The following is a 20,765-nucleotide window of genomic DNA, read 5'->3' as shown; positions in this document are numbered from 1 at the left end:
CTACTCCCCCGCGTCCGCGCCGGAACCCGAATCCGCGTCGCCCCGCTCCCGCGCGGCCGCCTGGCGCCGCCCGATCACCGCGGCCGCCGCCGCGGCGCTGCCGGTGAACGCGAGGCCCACCACCCACGGCCGGTCCAGCACGTGGCAGGTCGCGTGGTCGATCGAGAACCGCCCGGGCCCGGCGAGCCCGATCCCGGCCGCGACGAAGCCCAGGAAGGCCGGATACTCGAAGCCGCCCGACTGGGCGAAGAACCCGGCGGGTGCGTGCACCGAGACCGCGCCGGCCATCGCGCCGGCCGCCGCCGCACCTGCCGCCGGGGTGGCCAGGCCGAGCGCGAGCAGTACACCGCCGCCGGCCTCGCCCAGCCCGGCCGCCAGCGCGCTCTGCCGACCCGGGCGAAAGCCCATGCCTTCCATCGCCGAGCCGGTGCCGCTCAGCCCGTGACCGCCGAACCAGCCGAACAGCTTCTGCGCGCCGTGCGCGAACAGGACGCCGCCGGTGCCGAGGCGCAGCGCCAGCAAACCTACGTCCTTGCGAACCGACAACCGGGTATGCCTCACCAGCCGGATGGGGAGCGACAGCAACATGGGAGGGGCCTTCCTGGGAGGTGGGTCCCCTCAGTGTCGGCTCGCCGCCGACACCCCCGCCTGCCGTGCTGCGCCGTCGGGGGGACAGGCGGCGTCAGTGTTCGCGGGCCCGGCTGGGCTGCACCCGGGGCGGCTCGCCCGGCATCTTGGGGTGGTCCGGCGGGTACGGCAGGTCGCCGACGCCGTGGTCCCGGGCCTGGCGGTCGGCCAACTCGAGGGCCGGGCGCAGGTCGAACGCGTGCTCCGCCATGTCGGCGTGCACGTCGCCGAGGCGGGCGTAGCGCGCCGGCATGCTGCCCAGGTCGAAGTCGTCGGGGTGCGCGTCGTCCACCTCGTCCCAGGTCAGCGGCGCGGAGACGGTCGCCCGGACGGTGGGGCGCGGCGAGTACGCGGCGGCGATGGTGCGGTCGCGGGCCATCTGGTTGTAGTCGACGAAGATGCGCTCGCCACGCTCCTCCTTCCACCATGCGGTGGTCACCCGATCGGGCATCCGTGCCTCCAGTGCGCGGGCCAGTGCAATCACCGCGCGCCGTACCTCGGTGAACTCCCAATCGGGGCGGATCGGCACGTACAGGTGCAGGCCGCGACCGCCGGAGGTCTTCGGCCAGGCGGTGAGTCCGTACTCGTCCAGCACCTCGCGCATCGCGTGTGCGGCGTGGATCGCGTCGGCGAAGTCGGTGCCGGGTTGCGGGTCCAGGTCGATGCGCAGTTCGTCGGGGTGTTCGGTGTCGGTGCGGCGGACCGGCCAGGGGTGGAACGTCAGGGTGCCGAGGTTGGCCGCCCAGACCAGCGCGGCCACGGTGTCCGGGGCCATCTCGTCGGCAAAGCGGCCGCTGGGGAAGGCGATCCGGGCGGTGGGGATCCATTCCGGCAGGTTCTTGGGCACCCGCTTCTGGAAGAACGACTCACCGGTGACGCCGTGCACGAAGCGTTGCAGCGTGGTGGGCCGGTCGCGCAGGCCCCGGAGCATGCCGCCACCGACCGCGATCACGTAGCGGACCAGGTCTCCCTTGGTGAACCCGCGCTCGGGGTAGTAGACCTTGTCGACGCTGCTCACCCGGACGGATCTGCCGTCGATCTCGAATTCCTCGGCCTCGCTCATGCCTCAGGGTAGGCGGATTCATGAAATTTCGTCCCATTTGACGCCGGCCTGTTTAGCCATGTTTTGTCTCTGCACGGCCACTGCGGAGGCGACCGCTCCGGGCCCCGCGCACACTGGGCCGCATGCGCCTTCCCGTGATGCCCCCGGTCAAGCCGATGCTCGCCAAGGCCGCCGCGCGGATTCCCCCCGGCCTGCACTACGAGGCCAAATGGGACGGGTTCCGGGCGATCGTCTTCCGGGACGGCGACGAGGTGCTGATCGGCAGCCGCAACACCAAGCCGCTGGATCGTTACTTCCCCGACGTGGTCGAGGCGGCGCTGCGGCTGCTCCCACCGCGCTGCGTACTGGACGGGGAACTGGTCGTCGCGCTGGACGGGCGGCTCGACTTCGATCGGCTCCAGGACCGGATCCACCCGGCATCCTCGCGCGTTCGGCATCTGGCCGAGACCACGCCGGCCTCCTTCGTGGCGTTCGACCTGCTGGCACTGGGCGACGAGTCGTATCTGGCCCGCCCGCTGACCGAACGGCGGGCCGCGTTGGAGGCGGCGCTGGCCGACGCGGTGCCGCCGATCCACGTCGCGCCGGCCACCACCGACGCGGCCGTGGCGCAGGACTGGTTCGACCGCTTCGAGGGCGCCGGCCTGGACGGGATCGTGGCCAAGGACCCGGCCGGTCCGTACCTGCCCGACGAGCGGGCGATGGTCAAGGTCAAGCACGAGCGCACGGCGGACTGCGTGGTGGCCGGATACCGCGAGCACAAGTCGGGTCCGGTGGTCGGCTCGCTGCTGCTCGGGCTGTACGACGACCGGGGTCGGCTCCAGCACGTGGGGGTGAGCGCGGCGTTCACCGCGGCCCGACGGGCCGAGCTGGTCGAGGAGTTGGCGCCGTACCGGATGACCGAACCGACCGGGCACCCGTGGGCGCACTGGGCCGAGGCCGAGGCGCACGAGAGCGACCGGTTGCCGGGCGCGATCACCCGCTGGTCGGGGGGCCGGCTCTCGAACTGGGTACCGCTGCGGCCGGAGTTGGTCTGCGAGGTGGCCTACGACCACGTCCAGGGCGACCGTTTCCGGCACACCACCCGCTTTCGCCGGTGGCGTACCGACAAGGACCCGGCCGAATGCACCTACGAACAACTCGCCGAGCCGACCCGCTACGACCTGGCAGACGTGCTCGGCGCCCGATAGCGCACGCGTCCGGATCCCGAAGCGGCCTACCCCGCGGCCCGTTCGTCGGGTGCCTCCGTCGTGGTCGCCAGGATCGAGCGCAGGCCGTGGCGGTCCCGGACACCCGTCTTGCGGTAGGCCCGGCCCAGCGTGTTGTCGACGGTGCGGATCGACAGACCGCAGTGCCGGGCGATCTCCCGGCTGGTATACCCGTCGGCGGCCATCAGCGCGATCTGGTGTTCCCGCGCGCTGAGCGCTCCGGCGGCGGACAGGGACACCAGGCCCGGCGTCGCGGCACCCTCGCACCGGGTCGCCAGGAGCAGGGCTCGCGCATGGACGCGCCGCGCCGCCGCCTCCCGGTTCGGCCCGTGCGCGGCGCGGCGCAGTCGGGCGGCCTCGGCCAGGCATTCGGCGGCGAGCAGTGTCGCGCCGAGCGCGGCCCAGGCGTCGGCGGCGGCGTCCAGCGCGACGGGGTCGGCCTCGGCAACCGCGCGGGCGTGCGCGGTGCGGGCGGCCGCGTGGGCGCCCTGGGCTTCGTCGGTCATCGCGGCCAGGCGGCGCGCGGCGGCGCGGTCGCCCCAGCGGACCAGGTCGTGTTCGAGCACGTGGGCGCCGGTCGAGTCGCCGCGAAGGCGGGCAGTCCCGCCGGCGTCGCGCAGGAGCGCATGGGCCTCGTCGGCGTGCCCCCGGCAGCGCAGTACCCAGGCGTGCGCACGCAGCGTGTCCCATCCGCACAGCGCGGGGTCGGCGGCGGCGACGGTGTCCGCGAGCCGCGCCGCCTCGGGCCCGACGTGGCCGGCGTACGCGTGGGCCAGCACCAGGCCCGCGAGAGCGCGGTGTTCGGCGAAGCCGTGGCCCTGTACATGGGCCTGGGCGCGGGCCTCGGCGAACAGCGAGGCGGCCTGCCGTACCCGACCGCGTTCCAGCGCGATCCGGCCGTGGACCCATCCGAACCAGACGACCAGCGCCGGGACCGGTGCCCGCAGCAGTTCGTCCAGGTTCTCCGCGAGCACCCGCTCGGCGTCGTCGAGCGGGCCCGCTTCGAGCAGTGCCCAGGCGAGCAGGTAGGCGCTGCGGGCCGGATAGAACACCTCGGTGCGGTCGGTCAGTTCGCGGTGCGCGGCGTGTGCGGTGCGGGCCGTGCGGATCGCGTCCAGGGGCCGTGAGCTCGCGAGTTCGACGCGCAGCCGGGCCTGGAGGTACAGCACGAGTTCCGGCGTCGCCCGGTCCTCGGCGAGGGCGACCGCGGCGAGCGCGGCGAGCGCGGCGCGCGCCTGCTCGACCCGGCCGGTGGCGCCCAGGATGATCGAGGTCCACGCGGACAGCACGGGCGAGGGGCCGGCTCGGCGCTCGGCCTCGCGCAGCACGGCCAACGCCCGCGGCAGGTCGCCCGGGCCGTAGAAGTGCTGGACGGCGAGGGTCAGCGCGACCGAGTGCACCTCGGCCCGCCCGGCCGCGGCGAACGCCTCCTCCAGGACGGTGATGCCCTCGGCGAACGCGCCCCGCTGCCCGAGCGCTTCGCCGAGGAGCACCCCGGCCCGCGCGTTCGGTCCGTGTCGCAGGGCGGCGCGGGCCAGCCGGCACATGGTGTCCACGTCGCCCGTGCCCAGCGCCTCCTCGGCGCCGCGCAGCAGGAGTTCGGGGTCGGCGGTGCCGGTGGCGGCCAACTCCCAGCGGGCCAGGTCGAGATGGTCACCGACCCGATGGGCCCCGTGCGCGCGGACCCGCGCGACCTGGCCCAACAGCAGTGCGCGGGCTCGCAGTCGGCCCACCCCGGCACGCAGCACGGGTCCGTGGGCGGCCTGCGCGAGGGCCAGCCGCTCGCGGCGGTCGTGCCGGCGCAGATCGAGCAGTCGCCGCTCCTCCAGGTCGGCCAACACCTCCGGCGTCGTCTCCGCCGGCACGTCGCGCAGCCCGATCGGGCCGCACAGCGCGAGCAGTTCGAGCAGGGAGCGCCGATCGGGCGGCAGCCGGTCGATGCGCGCGTCGAAGGAGACTCCGTCGAGAGTGTCGGCCAGGGGCCGCTTCAGACACCAGACCCCGTGCACCCGGCCGATGCGGTCGTCGGCGATCGCGGCGCGCAATGCCTCGCGCATGTGCAGCGGGTTGCCGTGACCCGCGGTCCACAGGGCCCGGGCGGCCAGGCTCGCGATCGGGGCGTCCAGCGCGGCGGCGAGCAGGGCCCGGGCCCGCTCCGGGTCCAGCGCGAGCAGCGGCAGGTGGCGCACCGCGCCGCGCCGCCACCACGCGCGCAGCGGGTCGGGCCAGTCCACGCCGTCGGGCAGCGTGGCGAGCACGAAGGCCACCTCCTCGGCCAGCAACAGCGCGAGCAGGGCCGAGGAGGTCGTGTCCAGCAGGTGCACATCGTCCACGGCGACCACGGTGCGGCGTTCGCCGGCCGCCCGGCGTGCGGCCAGGTGCTCGCGTACCAGCGCGAAGAACGCACCGGGCGTCTCCGGGCGGGCCCCGCCGGGCAGCAGCGGGGTCAGCGCCGACAGGGCCACGGAGGTCGACGCGCGCGTGGCCCGCACCCGTACGACGTGTCGGGCCCGGTCGGCGCGGGCCGCTCTCGCGGACCCACCGGGCGCCCCCTCCCCGGTCAGGCCGGCCAGGAATTCCTCCACGAGCCGACTCCTGCCGATCCCGCCCGCGCCGGTGACCACGACGCCGACACAGGTCGACGCGCGTAGCGCCCGGTCGAGTTCGGCCAGTTCCGCGTCCCGACCCACGAACGGCGGACGTGCGTGCGCCCGCGCGATCCCCGGTGTGTTCCCCATCGTGCCCCCCTGCGACGTTCCCGGCAGCATGCCAGTCCCACGCCGCTGCCACGCGGGTTCGCCGGGGCCGGGTCCGATGCGCAGGCCCACACGCCCGCGGCCCGATGGAGTACCCGTGGCCGCGGAATGGAGTAGTGGGCCACTCTGTGCCGCCCCGCCGGGCCGGGGAAGAGTGGGCCGCGCAACGGACGGGCCGAGGGGACGGTCCGCCGTCGGAGGGGGACACGATGAGAAACACGAGGCGGTTGCGCCGTCGACTGGCGCCGCTGGCACTGATCACGGTGCTCGCGGCCGGCACGGTCACGGTGGGCACGGCGTCGGCGGAGCGTTGCCAGGACTGCGAGCCGGGCGGTGGCGGTGGTGGGGGCGGCACCGGCGGCGGAGGTACCGGAGGCGGCACCGGCCCGAACGTACCCACGCGGCACGTCAAGCTGACCGGCTCCGTCACGATGAAGGACGCCGAGGGCATGTTCAACGACGACAAGTTCTGCTCCGACGCCTTCACCTACGAACTGGCCGCCCCGATCGGGCAGTGGACGGTGAGCCGGCGGGACAGCTTCTGCGGCGGCGAGGTGCGGGTGGAGACCTACATGGACGTCTTCCCGGCGACCGACGGCACGATGCAGGCCGTGCTGCGGGTCAAGTTGTTCGAGGGGACGGACTACCAGACCCGGGATCTCGACGGCGAGGGCAGCGCGATCCTGCCGACCCTCGCCGCGGGCGCTTCCGCCGCCACGCAGGTCTCGGTACTCAGCGACGAGGCGGGGGCGAGCGACTACGGCAGCTCCTCCGTCACCTTCACCAACGCATAGGGGGTCGAACACATGCGAAACACACTGTGGCGCCGGACGCGCAGGGCGGCGACACTCGCCGCGAGCACCACGCTGGTCCTCGGCGCACTCACCGTCGGCTCCGCGTCGGCGCAGCGGTGCGAGGACTGTGAGCCGGGCGGCGGCGGTGGCGGCGGCACGGGCGGCGGTTCGACCACTCCGGTGGTCTACCGACACGTCGCCCTGGAGGGCTGGCTGAACCTGTACGACCACGAGGGAGGCAACAGTTACACCCGCTGCGAGGGCAGCGGCGGCGACTACTTCCGGTACGACCTCCAGGCCCCCGTCGGGCAGTGGACCACCAGTCGGCGGGACAGCTTCTGCGGGGGCGAGGTTCGGCTGGAGACCAGGATCGCGGTCCGGCCGAACGCGGACGGCACCCTGGACTATCGCGGCGAGCAGTTGTTGTACGAGGGCACCACCACGCACAGCAACGACCTCGACGGCAAGGCGACCATCACGGAGAGCACAGTGGCGCCGGGAGCCACCACGGGGTTGGACGTCTCGGCGCTCAACGGCAACGAACAGGGCCACCTGGTGTTCAACTTCGGCCAGGTCGACGACACGTTCCAGGTTTCGCTCGCCTGGGTGCGCGACACGAGCGACCCCACCGACTACACGATCTCCCGCTTCCGGATCCACAACGTCTGACCGACCGGTCCCGGCACGCCGACGGCTTCCCGCGCTCGCGCGGGAAGCCGTCGGGTTCAGGTGCGGGCCAGGTCCACGAACAGGGCGCTGGACCAGCCGAAGCCGGAGGTGGCGCGGCCGGCTCGGGCACCGGTGAGCGGGTTCCAGTACTCGTACAGACCGCCGCCCTCGGCCACCATCCGTACCGTGCGCTCGGTCAACTCGTCGGCCACGTCCGGGTATCCGGATCGGCGCAGGCCCTCGATCAGCAGGTAGTTGACGTTGAGCCAGACCGGCCCGCGCCACATCGCGTCCGGGTCGAAGTCCGGGTCGTCGAACGCGACGGTGGGCACCGGGCGTTCGCCCCAGAAGCTCGCCGAGCGCAGGTCGGCGACCAGTCGGTCGGCGATGGCGCGCGGCAGTCGGCCGGTGAGCAGCGGCAGCAGTTCCAGCGGGGTGCGGGTGGCCACCGCGCGGCCCGCCGAGACGGTGCCGAAGCGCTCGCCGTCCCAGCGGCGGGCGATCAGCAACTCGGTGTGCGCGGACGCGCGTTCGCGCCAGCCGGCGGCCTCGTCCACCCGGCCGAGCGCCTCGGCGATGTCGCCGAGGACGTCGAACTGGAGCGCCAGGTAGGAGTTCAGGTCCGGCGGTTCGGCGCGCGGGCCGTAGTCCCAGACGGGGCTGTCGTCCAGGCCGCTGGAGTACGGGTGCAGGTATTCGGCCAGGCCGTCCCCGTCGGGGTCGGAGTGGGTGAGCCACCACTGCTGGGAGCGCACGAGCGGCTCGTAGACCTCGGCCAGGAAGTCGAGGTCGGGTGCGGCCCGGTGGATCTTCCACACCGCCCACGCGGTCAGCGGCGGCTTGGTCACCGGGACCACCTCGCCCGTCGACGCGGCGGCGGCCTCCTCCGCTCCCAGGGCGCTGCCGACGTGCTCGGCCAGCCGGGCCCGGTCGGAGCGGGGCAGGTCGGTGGTCTCGGCCAGCACCCCCTCGTCGTGCACGACGTCGGGGATCAGCCCGTCGGGGCGCTGGTGGGCGAGCAGGATCCGGATCTGGTCCCGGGCCAGTTCGGCATCGCCGTGGCGCAGCGCGATGGCGTGGAAGTACGCGTCCCAGTTCCACACCCCGACGTAGCCGAAGCGGGACGGGACCAGGCCCTCGCGCCCGCCCGCCTGCCCGATCGGCAGCAGGTTGATCCCGAGCGTCCACCAGGCGAGCGCCGCCCGCTCGCGCAGGTCGGCGCGCACGGCCGGCATACGCTCGAACCAGGTCGCCCAGCGGGCCCGGGCCGCGCCCAGGACGGTCGGTGCGTCGGGCGCGTCCTTGCCGACCAGTACCAGCCGGCCGTCGATCGCGGCGCCGTGCGCGATGCCGTCCGCGTCGAGCCATTCGGCCCGCGCGCCGGTGCCGGTGAGCACGAGGGTGTCCGCGTCGGCGAAGGCCAGGTGTACACCGCCCGCGAAGGCGATCCGGTCCGGGCGCGCGGCCCGGACCGGCAGCGCCGTGCCGTCGGCCGTGCGGATCCGCAGCGCGGTGAGCACGATCGTGTCGCTCAGCCGCGTCTCGTACTCGGACCGGGCGACCCACAGGTCGCCGTCGTCCGCGGCGAGCACGAGCAGTCGCGATCCCCGGTCGGTGAAGGGGCGTTCGCGCAGGTCCAGCGCCACCAGGTCGAGTAGGGGCGTGGGCATGTCAGCGTCCTCCCATGCCGGATGCCGCCATGCTGTTGATGATCTTCCGCTGGCCGATCACGAAGGCGATCAGCATCGGCACCACGGAGATCGTCGACGCGGCGAGCAGCAGGCCGTAGTCCAGTCCGCCGTGCTGGCCCTTGAACGAGGCGAGCAACATCGGAACGGTGAATTTATCCTCCGAGTTCAGGAAGATCAGCGGGTAGATGAAGCTGTTCCAACTGCCCAGGAAGACGATGATGCCCAGGGCCGCCATGCCCGGCTTGATGTTGGGCAGCACGATCCGGGTGAAGATCGTCCACCGGTTCGCGCCGTCGAGGCGGGCGGCCTCCTCCAGTTCGATCGGTACCGCGCGGATGAACTGGCGCATCATGAACACCGCGAACGGGTTGGCGATGGCCGGCAGGATCAGCGCCAGGTGGGTGTCGATCCAGCCGAAGTGCGACAACATCACGTACAGCGGCACCAGGGTGACCTGGGTGGGCACCATCTGGGTGAGCAGGAAGACCACAAACAGCGAACGCGAGAACGGGAAGTCGATCCGGCTGAACGCGTAGGCCGCCATCGAGGCGGTGAGCAGGGTGGCCACGACGGTGATCGCGGCGATGTAGAAGCTGTTCCAGTAGGCGCGCCCGAACGGCATCGCGTCCAGGGCGTCGGGGAAGTTGCTCGCCCGCCAGGGATCCGGGATCCAGGACAGCGGATCCTGGATCATCTGCCCCTCGCCCTTGAACGCGGTGAGCAACATCCAGATGAACGGGAACACCATCAGCAGCCCGCCCACGACGAGCAGGGTGTGCAATGCGACGGTGCCGATACGACGGCGGATGGCCGTGACCATCACGACCCTCCTCTCCTACGACTCGTAGTGGACGAAGCGCTTTTGCGCGCGGAACTGGACGAGGGTCACCACGATCGTCATCAGCGTCAGGAGCAGGGCGGCGGCGCTGCTGGCGCCGAACTCGAACTTCTTGAAGCCCAGGTCGTAGACCTGGTACACGATCGTGCGCGCGCCCTCGTTGTGGTCGGGGTCGACGAGCACGTAGATCTGGTCGAACGCCTGGAACGAGCTGATCACCGCGACCACGAAGGAGAAGAAGATGGTCGGCGACAGCAGCGGCAGCGTCACGTGTCGGAAGATGCGCAGCGGGCCCGCGCCGTCGATCCGGGCCACCTCGGTCAGGTGTGCCGGGATGGACTGGAGGCCGGCCAGGAAGATCACCACGTTCAGCCCGAGCGAGGACCAGATGGTCACCGCCGCGATCGCGACCATCACCCAGTCGGGGTCGTTGAGCCAGTCGGGCAGGGTGATCCCGAACCAGTCGTGCACGGTGTTGTTGAGCATGCCCAGGTCGCCGCTGGCGAGGAGCATCTGCCAGATCACCGCGACCGCCACCGAACTGGTGACCACGGGCAGGAAGTAGACCACCCGATAGAAGGTCTTGCCGCGCACGTTGTTCAGCGCCATGGCGATCAACAACGCCAGGGCCAGGCCCACGGGCACCGTGATCAGGCCCAGGGTCAGCGTGTTCAGGACCGCGTCGCGGAAGGTGGGGTCGGACAGCTGGGTCTGGAAGTTGTCGAGACCGACCCAGGACTTCTCACCCAGGCCGTCCCACTTCATGAACGCCAGCACGACCGCGAAGCCGAGCGGGATCAGGGTGAACAGCAGCAGGAAGGCCAGTTGCGGCCCGAGGAAGAGGGCGGCCCACCACCGTTCCCGGCGCCGCCGGCCCCGAAGGGACCGGCGGCGCTCGGAGGTTTCCTCGGTGGTCGGGCGCCGTGTGTCGGTCGTGCGGCTGAGCGTGGACGTGGTCACGGCGGCCCCCGGTCAGTGCAGTTTGGCGGAGACGAGCGAGCCGAGTTCGTTCATCGCCTGGTCGAAGCCGATCTTGCCGGTCCACAACTTGAGCAGGTGCTCGTTGATGTCGGAGGTCAGCGAGGGCACACCGGCCTCCTCCGGGTAGTTGGCGAAGCCGCCGTCGCGGGTGTCGATGAAGGTCTGCGCGTGCGCCGGGTAGCCCTCCATCACTACGCTGTCCGCGCCCTTGACCGAGGGAACCGCGTTGCCGCCGCCCTTCAGGCGCAGCAGTTGGCCGTCCTTGGAGACGAACTCGGACATGAACGTCCAGGCGGCCTGCGCCTTCTTGGTGTCCTTGTTCATCGCGAGGAAGGACGTGCCCACGGTCTGCGGCATCAGCACACCGGTCTGCGACGGGAACGGCACGATGTCGTAGTTGTCCTGCTGGCCCTTCTTGACCGTGTCGATCATCCACCGGCCGCCCGCGGCGAAGCCGACCTTGTGCTTGATGAACTGCACGTCGGAGCCGTTGCCCTCGGGCAGGAGGTCGGCGACCAGGAACGTCTTGTCCTGGTAGCCGTCGGCCAGCGTCTTCAATGCCTCACGCGACTTGGGGTCGGTGTTGCCGACGAACTTGCCGCCGTCGTACACCTTGCCGCCGAAGCCGTTGATCATGCTGTAGGTCGAGCCGTACCAGTTGTAGAAGACCGAGCCGGCCTTGTCGGCGGCCTTCAACTTGCGGTTCATGTCCAGGAACGTGGCCATCGTCCACTTGCCCTGGGCGTTCAGCGCGGCCGGGTCGTCGGTGATCCCGGCGTCCTTGAGCGTCTGCTTGTCGTACCAGAGCACCTCGGGGTTGGCGTCGTTGGGAATGCCGTAGATCTGGCCGTCCTTCTTGGCGCCGCCGTACAGGCCGTCGAAGAAGTCCTCGGGCTTGGCCTTGCTGTCGGGGGCGGCCATCTTGTCGTTGAGCGGGGCGAGCACGCCGGCGGAGACGAATTTCCCGGCGAAGTCGTCGCCTATGTAGAAGACGTCGGGCGCGGTCTTGGAGGAGAGCTGGGTGAGCAGCTTGGCGTGGTAGTCGCTGTAGGACGGCACCGCCTGGAGCTTCAGGTTGATGTCGGGGTGTCTCTTGCCGAAGTCCTTCTCGAATGCCTTGAACCGGGCGAGCTCTTCCGGGTTGCCCCAGGTCGACCAGGTGACGGTGGTCTTGGAGCCGGAACCGGAACCGCTGCTGCCGCCACAACCGCTGGTGGCGACGAGCGCGGCGCCGGCGGCCAGCACGGCCACGGTCTTCGCGGCGCGGGAGATTGACACGATGTGCCTCCGGGGGGATGAGTGCGGGACGTGCACGTGCGGGGAAGGGGCCCGCCGCCCTCGGGAGCGGCGGGGCCCGGACTAGGCGAGGCCGCCGCCGTCCACGACCAGGGCGGTACCGGTGATGTAGCTCGCCGCGTCGGAGGCGAGGAACAGGACCGCGCGGGCGATCTCGTCGGGCCGACCGGCGCGGCCCATCGGGCGGTCGGCCGCGTCGGCCTCGAACGCCGCCCAGTCCTCGGACAGCTGCCGGGCCTCCTCGCGCAGCATCGGGGTGTCGGTGTCCCCGGGGTTGACCGAGTTGACCCGGATCCCCGCCGCGGCGTGGTCGATCGCCAGGGCGCGGGTCATGTTGACCACCGCGGCCTTGGACGCGCAGTAGGAGATCGCGTTGCCGCCGCCCTTGAGGCCCCAGCCGGAGCCGGTGTTGACGATCGAGCCGCCGTCGGTCATCGCGGGCACGGCGTGCTTGCACATCAGGAACACCGAGCGCACGTTGACCGCCATCACGCGGTCCCACTCGTCGACGGAGGTGCCGATCGCGTCGGCGCGCCGGATGATGCCCGCGTTGTTGAACAGCACGTGCAGCCCGCCGAAGGTCTCCACCGCCGCGGCGACCACGCCCACGCAGTCCGCCTCGGCCGAGACGTCGGCCTTGACCGCCACCGCCCGGCCGCCCTGCGCCGAGATCTCCTCGGCGACGCGGGTCGCGGCCGCGGCGTCGATGTCGGCGATCACCACGTCGGCGCCCTCCGCGCCGAACATCAGCGCGGTGGCGCGGCCGATGCCCGAGCCGCCGCCGGTGACGATGGCGACCTTGCCGTGCAGGGATCCAGTCATCCCGTTCATCCGACGCTCTCCTCACTAGCAGGAACAATTCGATAGGGGACACTCTCGCGGTAGCCCGTGACCACCCGGACATAGCCCCCGAGTCGGGCGTCGGTGGCCGGGTCCCCGGTGTCGGCCAGGAGCGGCCGGCCGCCGAGCGCGGCGAGCTTCTCCCGGGTTGCCAGCACGGTCAGTTCGTCCACCCGGGCCAGGACCCGGGGGCTGATCTGCTGGTTGCCCCGGCCGAGCACGAAGCCCTGGCCGCCGATCACCGACACCACCGCGGCCACCTCGTGCCCGTCCACCAGGTCGAGCAGGGCCCGCTCGCTCACGTCGATCCCGATCGGCACGCCGTCGGCGATCACGTCCACCCCGAGCAGGGTGCCCTCGGTGCCCAGGGCCCGGCCCACCGCGCGTGTGGTGCTGCCGGGGCCCAGGATGTAGCGCACGCCGGGCCGCATCCGGGCGACCACCTCGCGGGCGATGCCCTCGACGGTGGCCGGCGCCGCGGTGGTAGAGCCGGTCTTGCGGCCGGAGAGCCGGACCCGGGCGGCCGGCACGGTGAGTGTGCCGTACAGCCTCGGGCTGACCCGGCCCTCGCGGTAGGCCTGTTCGTCCAGGTCCACCACCTCGGCCTCGGTGGTGTTCCCGGCGAACTCGGCGGCGGCCAGGCCCGCCGCCGCCGGACCGACCGCGAAGCAGCCGGAGTAGACCTTGACCCCGGCCGGGATGCCGAGCACGGGCCCGCCCGGCTCGGCGTCGAGCACGTCCCGGGCGGTGCCGTCGCCGCCGGCGAACAGCAGCACGTCCACCGCCGCGAGCGCGCGGACCGCCGCCCGGGTGTCGCCGGCCGAGGACGGCTCGCCCGGGGCGAAGGCGGCGAGTTCGGGCTCGGCGCCGCCCGCCCGCGCGGCCGTCTCCCCCATCGCGCCCGGCACGGTGACCACCGTGGCGTCCGGGCGGGCGGCGAGCAGCGCGCGCACCGCGGCCGCCGCGCGCTCGCCCGCCCGGGCGGTGGCACCGCGGGCCAGCGCCTCGCGCTGTACCTCGGTGCCGTCGCTGCCCTTGAGCCCGGCCGCGCCGCCGAGGCCGGCGACCGGGTTCACGATCAGGCCGATTCTCACGACAGGTGCTTACGGACGTACGCCCGCCAGGTCGGCGCCCACTGCTCCGGGTCGTCGAGGCACGTCGGGTCGATCTTGTGCACGGTCTGGTTGTAGGGGGCGCCCTTGACGAACTCCGGGTCGGTACGCGCCTCCTCGGCGACGTGCGCGAGGATCGCGGCGTACTCGTCCAGGTCCTCCTTGGAGTACGACTCGGTGGGCTCCAAGGTGAACGGCTCGGGCACCAGGTACGGGTGGTGGCTGGTCCAGTAGTGCACGCCGAAGTCGGCCGCACGCACCCCGATGTCCTCCGAGTGCACGCCGGTCTCCTCGTACAGTTCCTCCCATGAGTAGCGCACCTGCTCGAGCCGGCGCCTGCCCCACGGCGCGGAGGCGCCGCGGATCTGCAGGATCTTGTGCTGGAGGTAGTTGTTGTTCAGCACCGCCGTCTCGGCGACCTGCCGCAGGCCCTCGGCGCCCAGCGCCGTGATCCACGCGTAGGCGCGCACCACGTTCTGGGTGACCCCCAGGTACGGCCGGACCTTGCCGATCGACTGCGGCCGGTCGGCGTCGAGGAAGTAGCGCTCGCCGTCGAACTCGACGGTGGGGCCGGGCAGGAACGGCACCAGCTTCTCCGCCACACCGCTGGCGCCCGCGGCCGGGCCGCCGCACATGTGCGGCGTGGAGAAGGTCTTGTGCAGGTTGAAGTGGCACAGGTCGAACCCGGCCTCGGCGGCCCGGGTGATGCCCAGGATGCCGTTCGCGTTGGCCTGGTCGTAGCAGGCCAACCCGCCCACGCCGTGCACGAGTTCGACGAACTCGGCGATCCGCGGGTTGTAGATCCCGGTGTCCTCCGGGTTGGTGATCATCAGCGCCGCGGTGCGCGGGCCGACCGCCGCGCGCAGTGCCTCGATGTCCGGGTGGCCTTCGGCGTCCGGCATCAGGGTGATCACCTCGTACCCGGCGAGCTTGGCGCAGGCCGCGTTCGAGGGGTGCGAGAACATCGTGGTGATCACCTGGTCGCGCTGCTCGCCCTCGCCCCGGGAGGCGTGGTAGGCGCGGATCATCGCGATGTTGGTGTAGATGGCCGCCGAGCCGGAGTTGGGCTGGAGGCTGACCCGGTGCAGACCGGAGATCTCCGCGAGCATGCGCTCCATGCGCCAGTAGATCTCCAGCACGCCCTGCACGCTGTCCTCGGGCTGGGCCGGGTGCAGTTCGGCGATCCGCGTGTCGCTGACGAAGCGGTCGTTGACCTTGGGGCTGTACTTCATCGTGCAGGTGCCCTGGCCGACGGCGATGTTGACATCGACGCCCAGCGTCTCCTGGGACAGCCGTACGTAGTGGCGCAGCACGTGCAGCTGGGACATCTCCGGCAGCGCGGGCGGCGCCTGGCGGCGCACCGCGGCCGGCAGCTCGACGGCGGGCACGCCCGCCTCGGGCACCCCGATGCCGCGCCGGCCGGGGCTGGACAGCTCGAAGATGATCGGCTCGTCCCAGCGCGCCTGGTGGAACCGGCGCAGCGGCGGCTTGGCCTCGATCGGCAACTTCGCGAAGGATTCTCCGACGGCACCCATCAGCCCTGCACCTCTCGTACCGCTCGCACCAGCGTGTCGATGTCGTCCTTGGAGTGCCGCTCGGTCACGCAGACCAGCAGCGTGCCGGCGTCCAGGCGCACACCGGCGAAGATGTCGTGCGCGCGCAGCGCGGTGAGCAGCGCGTCGGCGTCGGCCACCTCGACGGCGAACTCGCGGAAGTGCACGCCCTCGGGGTGCAGTACCCGTACGCCGGGTACGGCGCCGAGTTCGTCCATCGCGTAGCGGGTCCGGGCCAGGACGGTCTCGCCCAGCTCGCGCATGCCCTCCGGGCCCATCAGGGCCAGGTAGACGCCGGCGGTGATGCCCCACAGGGAGGCGGCCGTGCCGACCCATTCCTTGCCCTCCTCGCGCAGCGCGAAGGAGGTGCGGTCGTAGAAGACGTCGCCGAAGCCGTATTCGCCGGGTACCGCGGTGGGCGCGATGCCGAACAGGCGGGAGGGGAACTCGGCGACCAGGCGCGGTTCGTCCCGGGTGGCGATGTAGCCGGCGTGGCCGCCGCCGTAGCTCTGGTGCATGCCGAGCGACTGGATGTCGCCGCAGACGATGTCCGCGCCGAGCGTGGCGGGCGGGGCGAGTACGCCGAGCGCGATCGGGTCGGTGCTCACCACGAGCAACGCGCCCTGGGCGTGCGCGAGTTCGGCGATCTCGGCCATCCGGGTCTCGACCACGCCGTACGCGTTGGGGTATTCCAGGTAGACCGCGGCGACGGTGTCGTCGACGGTGAACGCGGCGGCCTCGCCGGTCTCGGTGACCGGGATCATGACGATCTCGATGTCGGGCGCGAGGAAGTCGTGCAGCTTGCTCAGCTTGTCCGCGCCGATCGCGGCGGTGACCAGGACGGTGGAGCGGCCGGTGTAGCGGGCCGCCATGCGCAGTGCGGTGCCGGACGCCTGGAAGCCGTCGTAGGTGGGGACGTTGACGACGTCCATTTCCAGGAGTTCGGCCATCATGCTGACGTACTCGAAGATCGCCTGGAAGCGGCCGTGGTCCTCGTACGGCTCGCCCGCGTAGGCGGTGAGGAATTCGCCGCGGGTGTTGACCTCGTCGCACACGGCGGGCACGTGGTGCGGGTAGCAGCCGCCGCCCAGGAAGCTCAGCACCTCGGTGGTGTCGGTGTTGCGTGCGAGCAACGCGCCCATGTGCCGGACCAGTTCGTGTTCCGAGGTGATCGGCGCGGGCAGGTCGAGCGGGCGGTTCAGGCGCAGCGCGGCGGGGATGTCGGCGTAGAAGTCCTCGACGGACTCGACCCCGATGGCGGCCAGCATCTCGGCCCGTACGGCCGGCTCGGCATTGGGTATATAGGGGTGGGTCACTTCTCTCCCTCGTGAGCGGTGCGCAGCACCACGGCGTCCCTGGGCCCGATCTCGATCGAGCCGTGCAGGTCGCGCCCGGTCAGCAGGTCCGTGCCGGGGGCGCGCAGGGTCAGTGCCGCGGTGGTCGTGCCGTGGTTGAGCAGGAACAGGTAGTCGGCGTCGGGGCCGGTACGCAGCCCGGCCTCGACGCCGGGGGGCAGGTCGGCGACCGGGCGTACGCCGGCGCGGGTCAGCGCGTCGGTGAGTACGGGGGTGACGTCCTCCAGGGCGCAGCCGACGTAGGTGACGCGGCCCAGGCGGGTGATCGCGGGTTGTCCGGCGAGGTCGCCGTCGGCGTATTCGGCGACGGTGGCGGCGCCCTCGGTACGGATCCACTCGGCCCAGCGGGTCGCGGTGCCCGAGGTGCCGTCGGCGTATCGCACGCTCTGCTCGGCACCGTCGGCCAGCGGCCAGAACTCGTCGACGCTCAGTCCGAGCAGCTCGCGCAGCGGGCCGGGGGCGCCGCCGGGGTGGATCCGGTCCGCCGCGTCGACCACGCCGCTGAACGGGCCGACGACCAGTTCGCCGGGGTAGGCGCGCAGGTTGGCCGCGCTCTCCTCGGTGCACAGGTACAGGTTGGGCGCGATCACCAGGCGGTAGTCGGACAGGTCGCGGTCGGGCGGGGTCAGGTCGACGGTGATGCCGAGCGCGTGCAGCGGTTCGTACCAGGTGCGCATCAGCCGCAGCAGGGCGAGCCGCTTGGTGGGCATCGACTCGGGGGCCTCCAGGCCCCACCACGAGTCCCAGTCCAGGACCAGCGCGACGTCGGCGCGGCCGTGGGTGCCGGCGATCTCGGCGAGCCTGCCCAGATCGCCGCCCAGGCGCAGCGTGTCCTGCCATCCTCGGGTCCGGACACCGCCGTGCGGCAGGAGTGCGGAGTGGAACTTCTCGGGGCCGTAGTGGGCCTGGCGCCATTGGAAGAACATCACGCCGTCGGCGCCGTGGGCGAGCGCCTGGAGGCTGTCCAGGCGCATCTTGCCGGGCGGCTTGGGCACGTTGACCTCGCGCCAGCTGACCGCGCTCGGCGCCTGTTCGAGCAGCAGCCACGGGCGGCGCTTGAGCGAGCGCATCAGGTCGTAGCTGAGCGCGATGCCGGTGTGCGAGGTCGGGTCGGCGGGGTCGGGGTAGGCGTCGTCGCTGACGAAGTCCTCGGCGGCGGCCCACTTCCAGTAGTCCAGGCCGTGCAGGATGCTCATGAAGTTGGTGGTCACCGGGATGTCGGGGGTGACCTCGCGCAGCACGGCCTTCTCCGCCTCGAAGCACTCCAGGAGCGCGTCGGAGCAGAACCGCCGCCAGTCGAGCACCTGCGCCGGGTTGATCGGCCCCGGTGCCACGCGCGGCGGGTTGATCTGACCGAAGTCGGTGTAGTGCTGGCCCCAGCACGAGGTGCCCCACGCGGCGTTGAGGCCGTCGATGTCGGCGTAGCGGTCGGTCAGCCACCGGCGGAAGTGCCGGGCCGACTCGTCGCAGAAGCACTCCAGCGTGTGGTCCGCGTACTCGTTGCTGATGTGCCACATCGCCAGCGCCGGGTGGCTCCCGTAACGCTCCGCCATCGCCCGGGCGAGCCGGACGGTGGCCGCGCGGAAGATCGGCGAGCTGGGACAGTAGCCCTGCCGCGAGCCGAATTCGAGCCGGGTGCCGTGTGCGTCGACCGGCATCATCTCGGGGTGCTCGCGCACCAGCCAGGGCGGCGGGGTGGCGGTCGCGGTGGCCAGGTCGGCGGCGATGCCGTGCTCGTGCAGCAGGTCCAGCACCCGGTCCAACCAGCCGAAGTCGTACTCCCCCGGCCTGGGTTCCAGACGTGACCAGGAGAAGACCGCGACGGTCGCCATGTTCACGCCGGCCTCGACCATCAGCTTGGCGTCCTCGGCCCAGACCTCCTCCGGCCACTGCTCGGGGTTGTAGTCACCTCCGAACAGCAATCCCGGCACTCGCGTCAACCGCACGTTGATCTCCGTTCATGTATTCTGTATTCATAATTCAAGGTGGCTACGGTGTGACATGTCAAGCATCAGTTATCGGCCCCGATCGACACGAGGAGTAACCGACACATGGGTATCCAGCGGCGACCTCTGCGGGAGCAGATCCGCGAGGAGTTGCTTCTGCGCCTCGACAGGGGCGACTTCGCGGCGGGCAAGGACATCAACGAAGTGGTGCTCGCCGCCGAGTTGGGCGTGAGCCGCACCCCCCTGCGCGAAGCCCTGATCACCCTCGCCGGCGAAGGTGTCCTGGAGAGCAATCAGGGACGCGGCTTCCGGTTCGCGCCGGTCAGCAGCAAGGAGTTCCGCGAGCTGTGCGAGATCGTCGCGGGCCTGGAGTCACTCGCCCTGGAGCTCTCCGACCCGGATGAACTCCGGGAGATGGCACCGGAGTTGCTGCGTCTTGCCCGCGGCTTCCCGGATCCGGTGGCGGAGCAGTCGGAGATCGAGTGGCACGACGACGAGTGGCACGACCTGCTGCTCGGCCGGTGCCCGAACGAGCGGCTGCTCGATCTGGTGACCAGCGTGAAGGCGGGCATGCGCCGCTACACGCACCTGATCGCCGGCGAGGACACCCTCCTGGAGCGCGAGGCCGAGGAGCACTGCCGGATCGCCGAGCACCTGCGCGCCGGCGACGTCCCGGCGGCCACGGCGGCGCTGCGCGACAACTGGATCAGCGGGATGGAGCGCATGACGAGCCGGATCCCGGCGGCTCCGGGTACGGCCTGACCGACCGGGTCCGACCCGGCGGGCCGCGTGCGGCCCGGTCGGGGCCGGGTTGCCGGGGGCCGGGCTCCCGGGGGGCGAGACCGCGAAGGCCGGCCCCTCTGCACCGACGACGCCCGCCGCCGTCGGTCGCGTCGGCGTGTCCGGATGCGGCGGGAGTGAGCGCGCGTACGACGACGCCCCGACGACGGCGGGCGTCGTCGGGGCGTACGGAGTGTTCGCAGTACCCGGCGGGTCGGACCCGTGGACCCGGCCGGGAGGTCGAGGTTGCGTGCTACGCCTCGATCACTTCTCCAGGTCCGGGCGTAGTCGCAGGGTCTGCGCCGCGGTCTCGTCCAACGTCTTGTCGTTCATGCCGTACACGACGCCCACGGTGTCCGCGTCGGCCCATACGCAGGTCGGCAGCGCCTTGCCGCCGGACTTGATGGTGGTGCAGCGCAACACGCCGCCCATCGAGCCGGCGCCCATCTCGCGCACGGTCCCCAGGTCCGCCGACTTCTCGTCGGCGCCCTCCCGCATGCCGGCGATGATCTGATCCATCGTCGTCATCGGCGACTGGCGCGGCGCCGGGTTCGCCATCACCATGACCACCGCGCTCGGCGAACTCGCGCCCGACGCACCGTACGCGGCGACCTTGGAACCGGGCCTGGCCCCGTCCCGGAGCGACTTCTGCGCCGGATACGCGTCGTCGTCCATCCTGTTCAGCCCACCCGCCTTGTCGGGGGTGTCCACGGTGCGCTTGGGCGCCGAGGTCGTGCTCGGCGGGCGGGTGGTGGGCGGGTCCGGCGGAGCGGGCGCGGGCGAGGTGGGCCGCGTGGTCGGCGGGCCCGAGGTCCGGGACGACGAGGTGGGCTTCGCCACCGGGTCCTTGTCGTCGTCGGACGAGAACGCGCCGGTGGCGCCCAGCACCGCGACGGTGCCCACGGCAAGCACGCCCACCACGGCTCCGACGATGATCGCGACCTTGCGCTTGGGCTGCCCGGGCGGCGGCGGGCCGCCGTATCCGGGCCCGTAGCCCCACTGGCCCGGGGGCGGCGGGGCGCCGTAGGGATGGGCGCCGGGCTGCTGCGCCGCGTACGGCGGGCCGGGCGGGCTGTAGGGGCCGCCATACGGTTGACCGGGAGGCGGCGGTGCCCCGTACGGACCGGGCGGCGGACCATATGGCCCGCCGGGGGGCTGCTGCGGCTGCTCGCCGCCCGGCGACTGCTGAAACGACACGGATCCACTTCCCCGTTGCGACTTACGATGCGACGCCTACGGACGACGCCGGAACCACATCC

General features: G+C 72.0%; 17 protein-coding genes. 4 read left to right on the top strand and 13 right to left on the bottom strand.

Translation table 11 applies throughout. The annotated features are described in order from the left end of the window. Complete coding sequence (locus ACMXN5_RS29880) at positions 1-588, bottom strand: DoxX family protein (protein WP_439677851.1); 588 nt, start codon at positions 586-588, stop codon at positions 1-3. A 94-nt stretch (positions 589-682) separates the two neighbouring features. Then, positions 683-1,690, bottom strand: a complete 1,008-nt coding sequence (gene ligD / locus ACMXN5_RS29875) for a non-homologous end-joining DNA ligase (RefSeq protein ID WP_439677850.1) — start codon at positions 1,688-1,690, stop codon at positions 683-685. A gap of 122 nt (positions 1,691-1,812) precedes the next feature. On the opposite strand from ligD, the gene ACMXN5_RS29870 reads away from it, so the two are divergent. After that, on the top strand, positions 1,813-2,877 hold the full coding sequence (locus ACMXN5_RS29870) for an ATP-dependent DNA ligase (RefSeq protein ID WP_439677849.1): 1,065 nt from the start codon (positions 1,813-1,815) through the stop codon (positions 2,875-2,877). A gap of 26 nt (positions 2,878-2,903) precedes the next feature. Here the strand turns inward: ACMXN5_RS29870 and ACMXN5_RS29865 are convergent, their stop codons facing one another. Next, positions 2,904-5,633: an AAA family ATPase gene (locus ACMXN5_RS29865; RefSeq protein WP_439677848.1), complete on the bottom strand. Its 2,730-nt coding sequence runs from the start codon at positions 5,631-5,633 to the stop codon at positions 2,904-2,906. Positions 5,634-5,860: 227 nt separating this feature from the next. Here ACMXN5_RS29865 and ACMXN5_RS29860 point away from each other — a divergent pair, with 227 nt between their 5' ends. Both ACMXN5_RS29860 and ACMXN5_RS29855 read left to right on the top strand, forming a co-directional pair. Beyond that, positions 5,861-6,445, top strand: coding sequence for a hypothetical protein (locus ACMXN5_RS29860; protein WP_439677847.1), 585 nt, complete (start codon positions 5,861-5,863; stop codon positions 6,443-6,445). A 12-nt stretch (positions 6,446-6,457) separates the two neighbouring features. Continuing rightward, a complete protein-coding gene (locus tag ACMXN5_RS29855) occupies positions 6,458-7,114 on the top strand; it encodes a hypothetical protein (RefSeq protein WP_439677846.1) in 657 nt (218 codons plus the stop codon). A gap of 56 nt (positions 7,115-7,170) precedes the next feature. Here ACMXN5_RS29855 and ACMXN5_RS29850 read toward each other — a convergent pair whose 3' ends face one another. From ACMXN5_RS29850 to ACMXN5_RS29810, 9 genes are all read right to left on the bottom strand, one after another. After that, positions 7,171-8,784, bottom strand: a complete 1,614-nt coding sequence (locus ACMXN5_RS29850; RefSeq protein WP_439677845.1) for an amylo-alpha-1,6-glucosidase — start codon at positions 8,782-8,784, stop codon at positions 7,171-7,173. 1 nt (position 8,785) lies between these two features. Beyond that, positions 8,786-9,625, bottom strand: coding sequence for a carbohydrate ABC transporter permease (locus ACMXN5_RS29845; protein WP_380028635.1), 840 nt, complete (start codon positions 9,623-9,625; stop codon positions 8,786-8,788). Between the two features lie 15 nt (positions 9,626-9,640). After that, positions 9,641-10,603, bottom strand: coding sequence for a carbohydrate ABC transporter permease (locus ACMXN5_RS29840; RefSeq protein WP_395790040.1), 963 nt, complete (start codon positions 10,601-10,603; stop codon positions 9,641-9,643). 12 nt (positions 10,604-10,615) lie between these two features. Then, positions 10,616-11,902: an ABC transporter substrate-binding protein gene (locus tag ACMXN5_RS29835; protein WP_439677844.1), complete on the bottom strand. Its 1,287-nt coding sequence runs from the start codon at positions 11,900-11,902 to the stop codon at positions 10,616-10,618. An 81-nt stretch (positions 11,903-11,983) separates the two neighbouring features. After that, positions 11,984-12,751, bottom strand: coding sequence for an SDR family NAD(P)-dependent oxidoreductase (locus ACMXN5_RS29830; RefSeq protein ID WP_380001770.1), 768 nt, complete (start codon positions 12,749-12,751; stop codon positions 11,984-11,986). Next, positions 12,748-13,854 carry an ATP-NAD kinase family protein gene (locus tag ACMXN5_RS29825; RefSeq protein WP_439677843.1) on the bottom strand — a complete coding sequence of 369 codons (1,107 nt, stop codon included), beginning with the start codon at positions 13,852-13,854 and terminating at the stop codon, positions 12,748-12,750. The genes ACMXN5_RS29830 and ACMXN5_RS29825 overlap by 4 nt, the downstream gene beginning before the upstream one ends. Continuing rightward, entirely contained in the window at positions 13,851-15,407 is a 1,557-nt protein-coding gene (gcvPB, locus tag ACMXN5_RS29820; protein ID WP_439677842.1) for an aminomethyl-transferring glycine dehydrogenase subunit GcvPB, read from the bottom strand. The genes ACMXN5_RS29825 and gcvPB overlap by 4 nt, the downstream gene beginning before the upstream one ends. Continuing rightward, a complete protein-coding gene (gcvPA, locus tag ACMXN5_RS29815; RefSeq protein ID WP_439677841.1) occupies positions 15,407-16,741 on the bottom strand; it encodes an aminomethyl-transferring glycine dehydrogenase subunit GcvPA in 1,335 nt (444 codons plus the stop codon). Before gcvPA ends, gcvPB begins: the two co-directional genes overlap by 1 nt. Next, positions 16,738-18,726: a beta-galactosidase gene (locus ACMXN5_RS29810; protein ID WP_439677840.1), complete on the bottom strand. Its 1,989-nt coding sequence runs from the start codon at positions 18,724-18,726 to the stop codon at positions 16,738-16,740. Before ACMXN5_RS29810 ends, gcvPA begins: the two co-directional genes overlap by 4 nt. A gap of 105 nt (positions 18,727-18,831) precedes the next feature. On the opposite strand from ACMXN5_RS29810, the gene ACMXN5_RS29805 reads away from it, so the two are divergent. Continuing rightward, on the top strand, positions 18,832-19,488 hold the full coding sequence (locus tag ACMXN5_RS29805; protein WP_126639895.1) for a GntR family transcriptional regulator: 657 nt from the start codon (positions 18,832-18,834) through the stop codon (positions 19,486-19,488). A gap of 282 nt (positions 19,489-19,770) precedes the next feature. On the opposite strand, the gene ACMXN5_RS29800 is transcribed toward ACMXN5_RS29805, so the two are convergent. Continuing rightward, positions 19,771-20,703 carry a hypothetical protein gene (locus ACMXN5_RS29800; protein ID WP_439677839.1) on the bottom strand — a complete coding sequence of 311 codons (933 nt, stop codon included), beginning with the start codon at positions 20,701-20,703 and terminating at the stop codon, positions 19,771-19,773. Positions 20,704-20,765: the final 62 nt, after the last annotated feature.

The sequence above is a fragment of the Embleya australiensis genome (genome assembly GCF_051903075.1).
Taxonomy (GTDB): Bacteria; Actinomycetota; Actinomycetes; order Streptomycetales; family Streptomycetaceae; genus Embleya.
The sequence above is the reverse complement of the archived record's forward strand: the minus strand, read 5'-3'. Positions and strand labels throughout refer to the sequence as shown.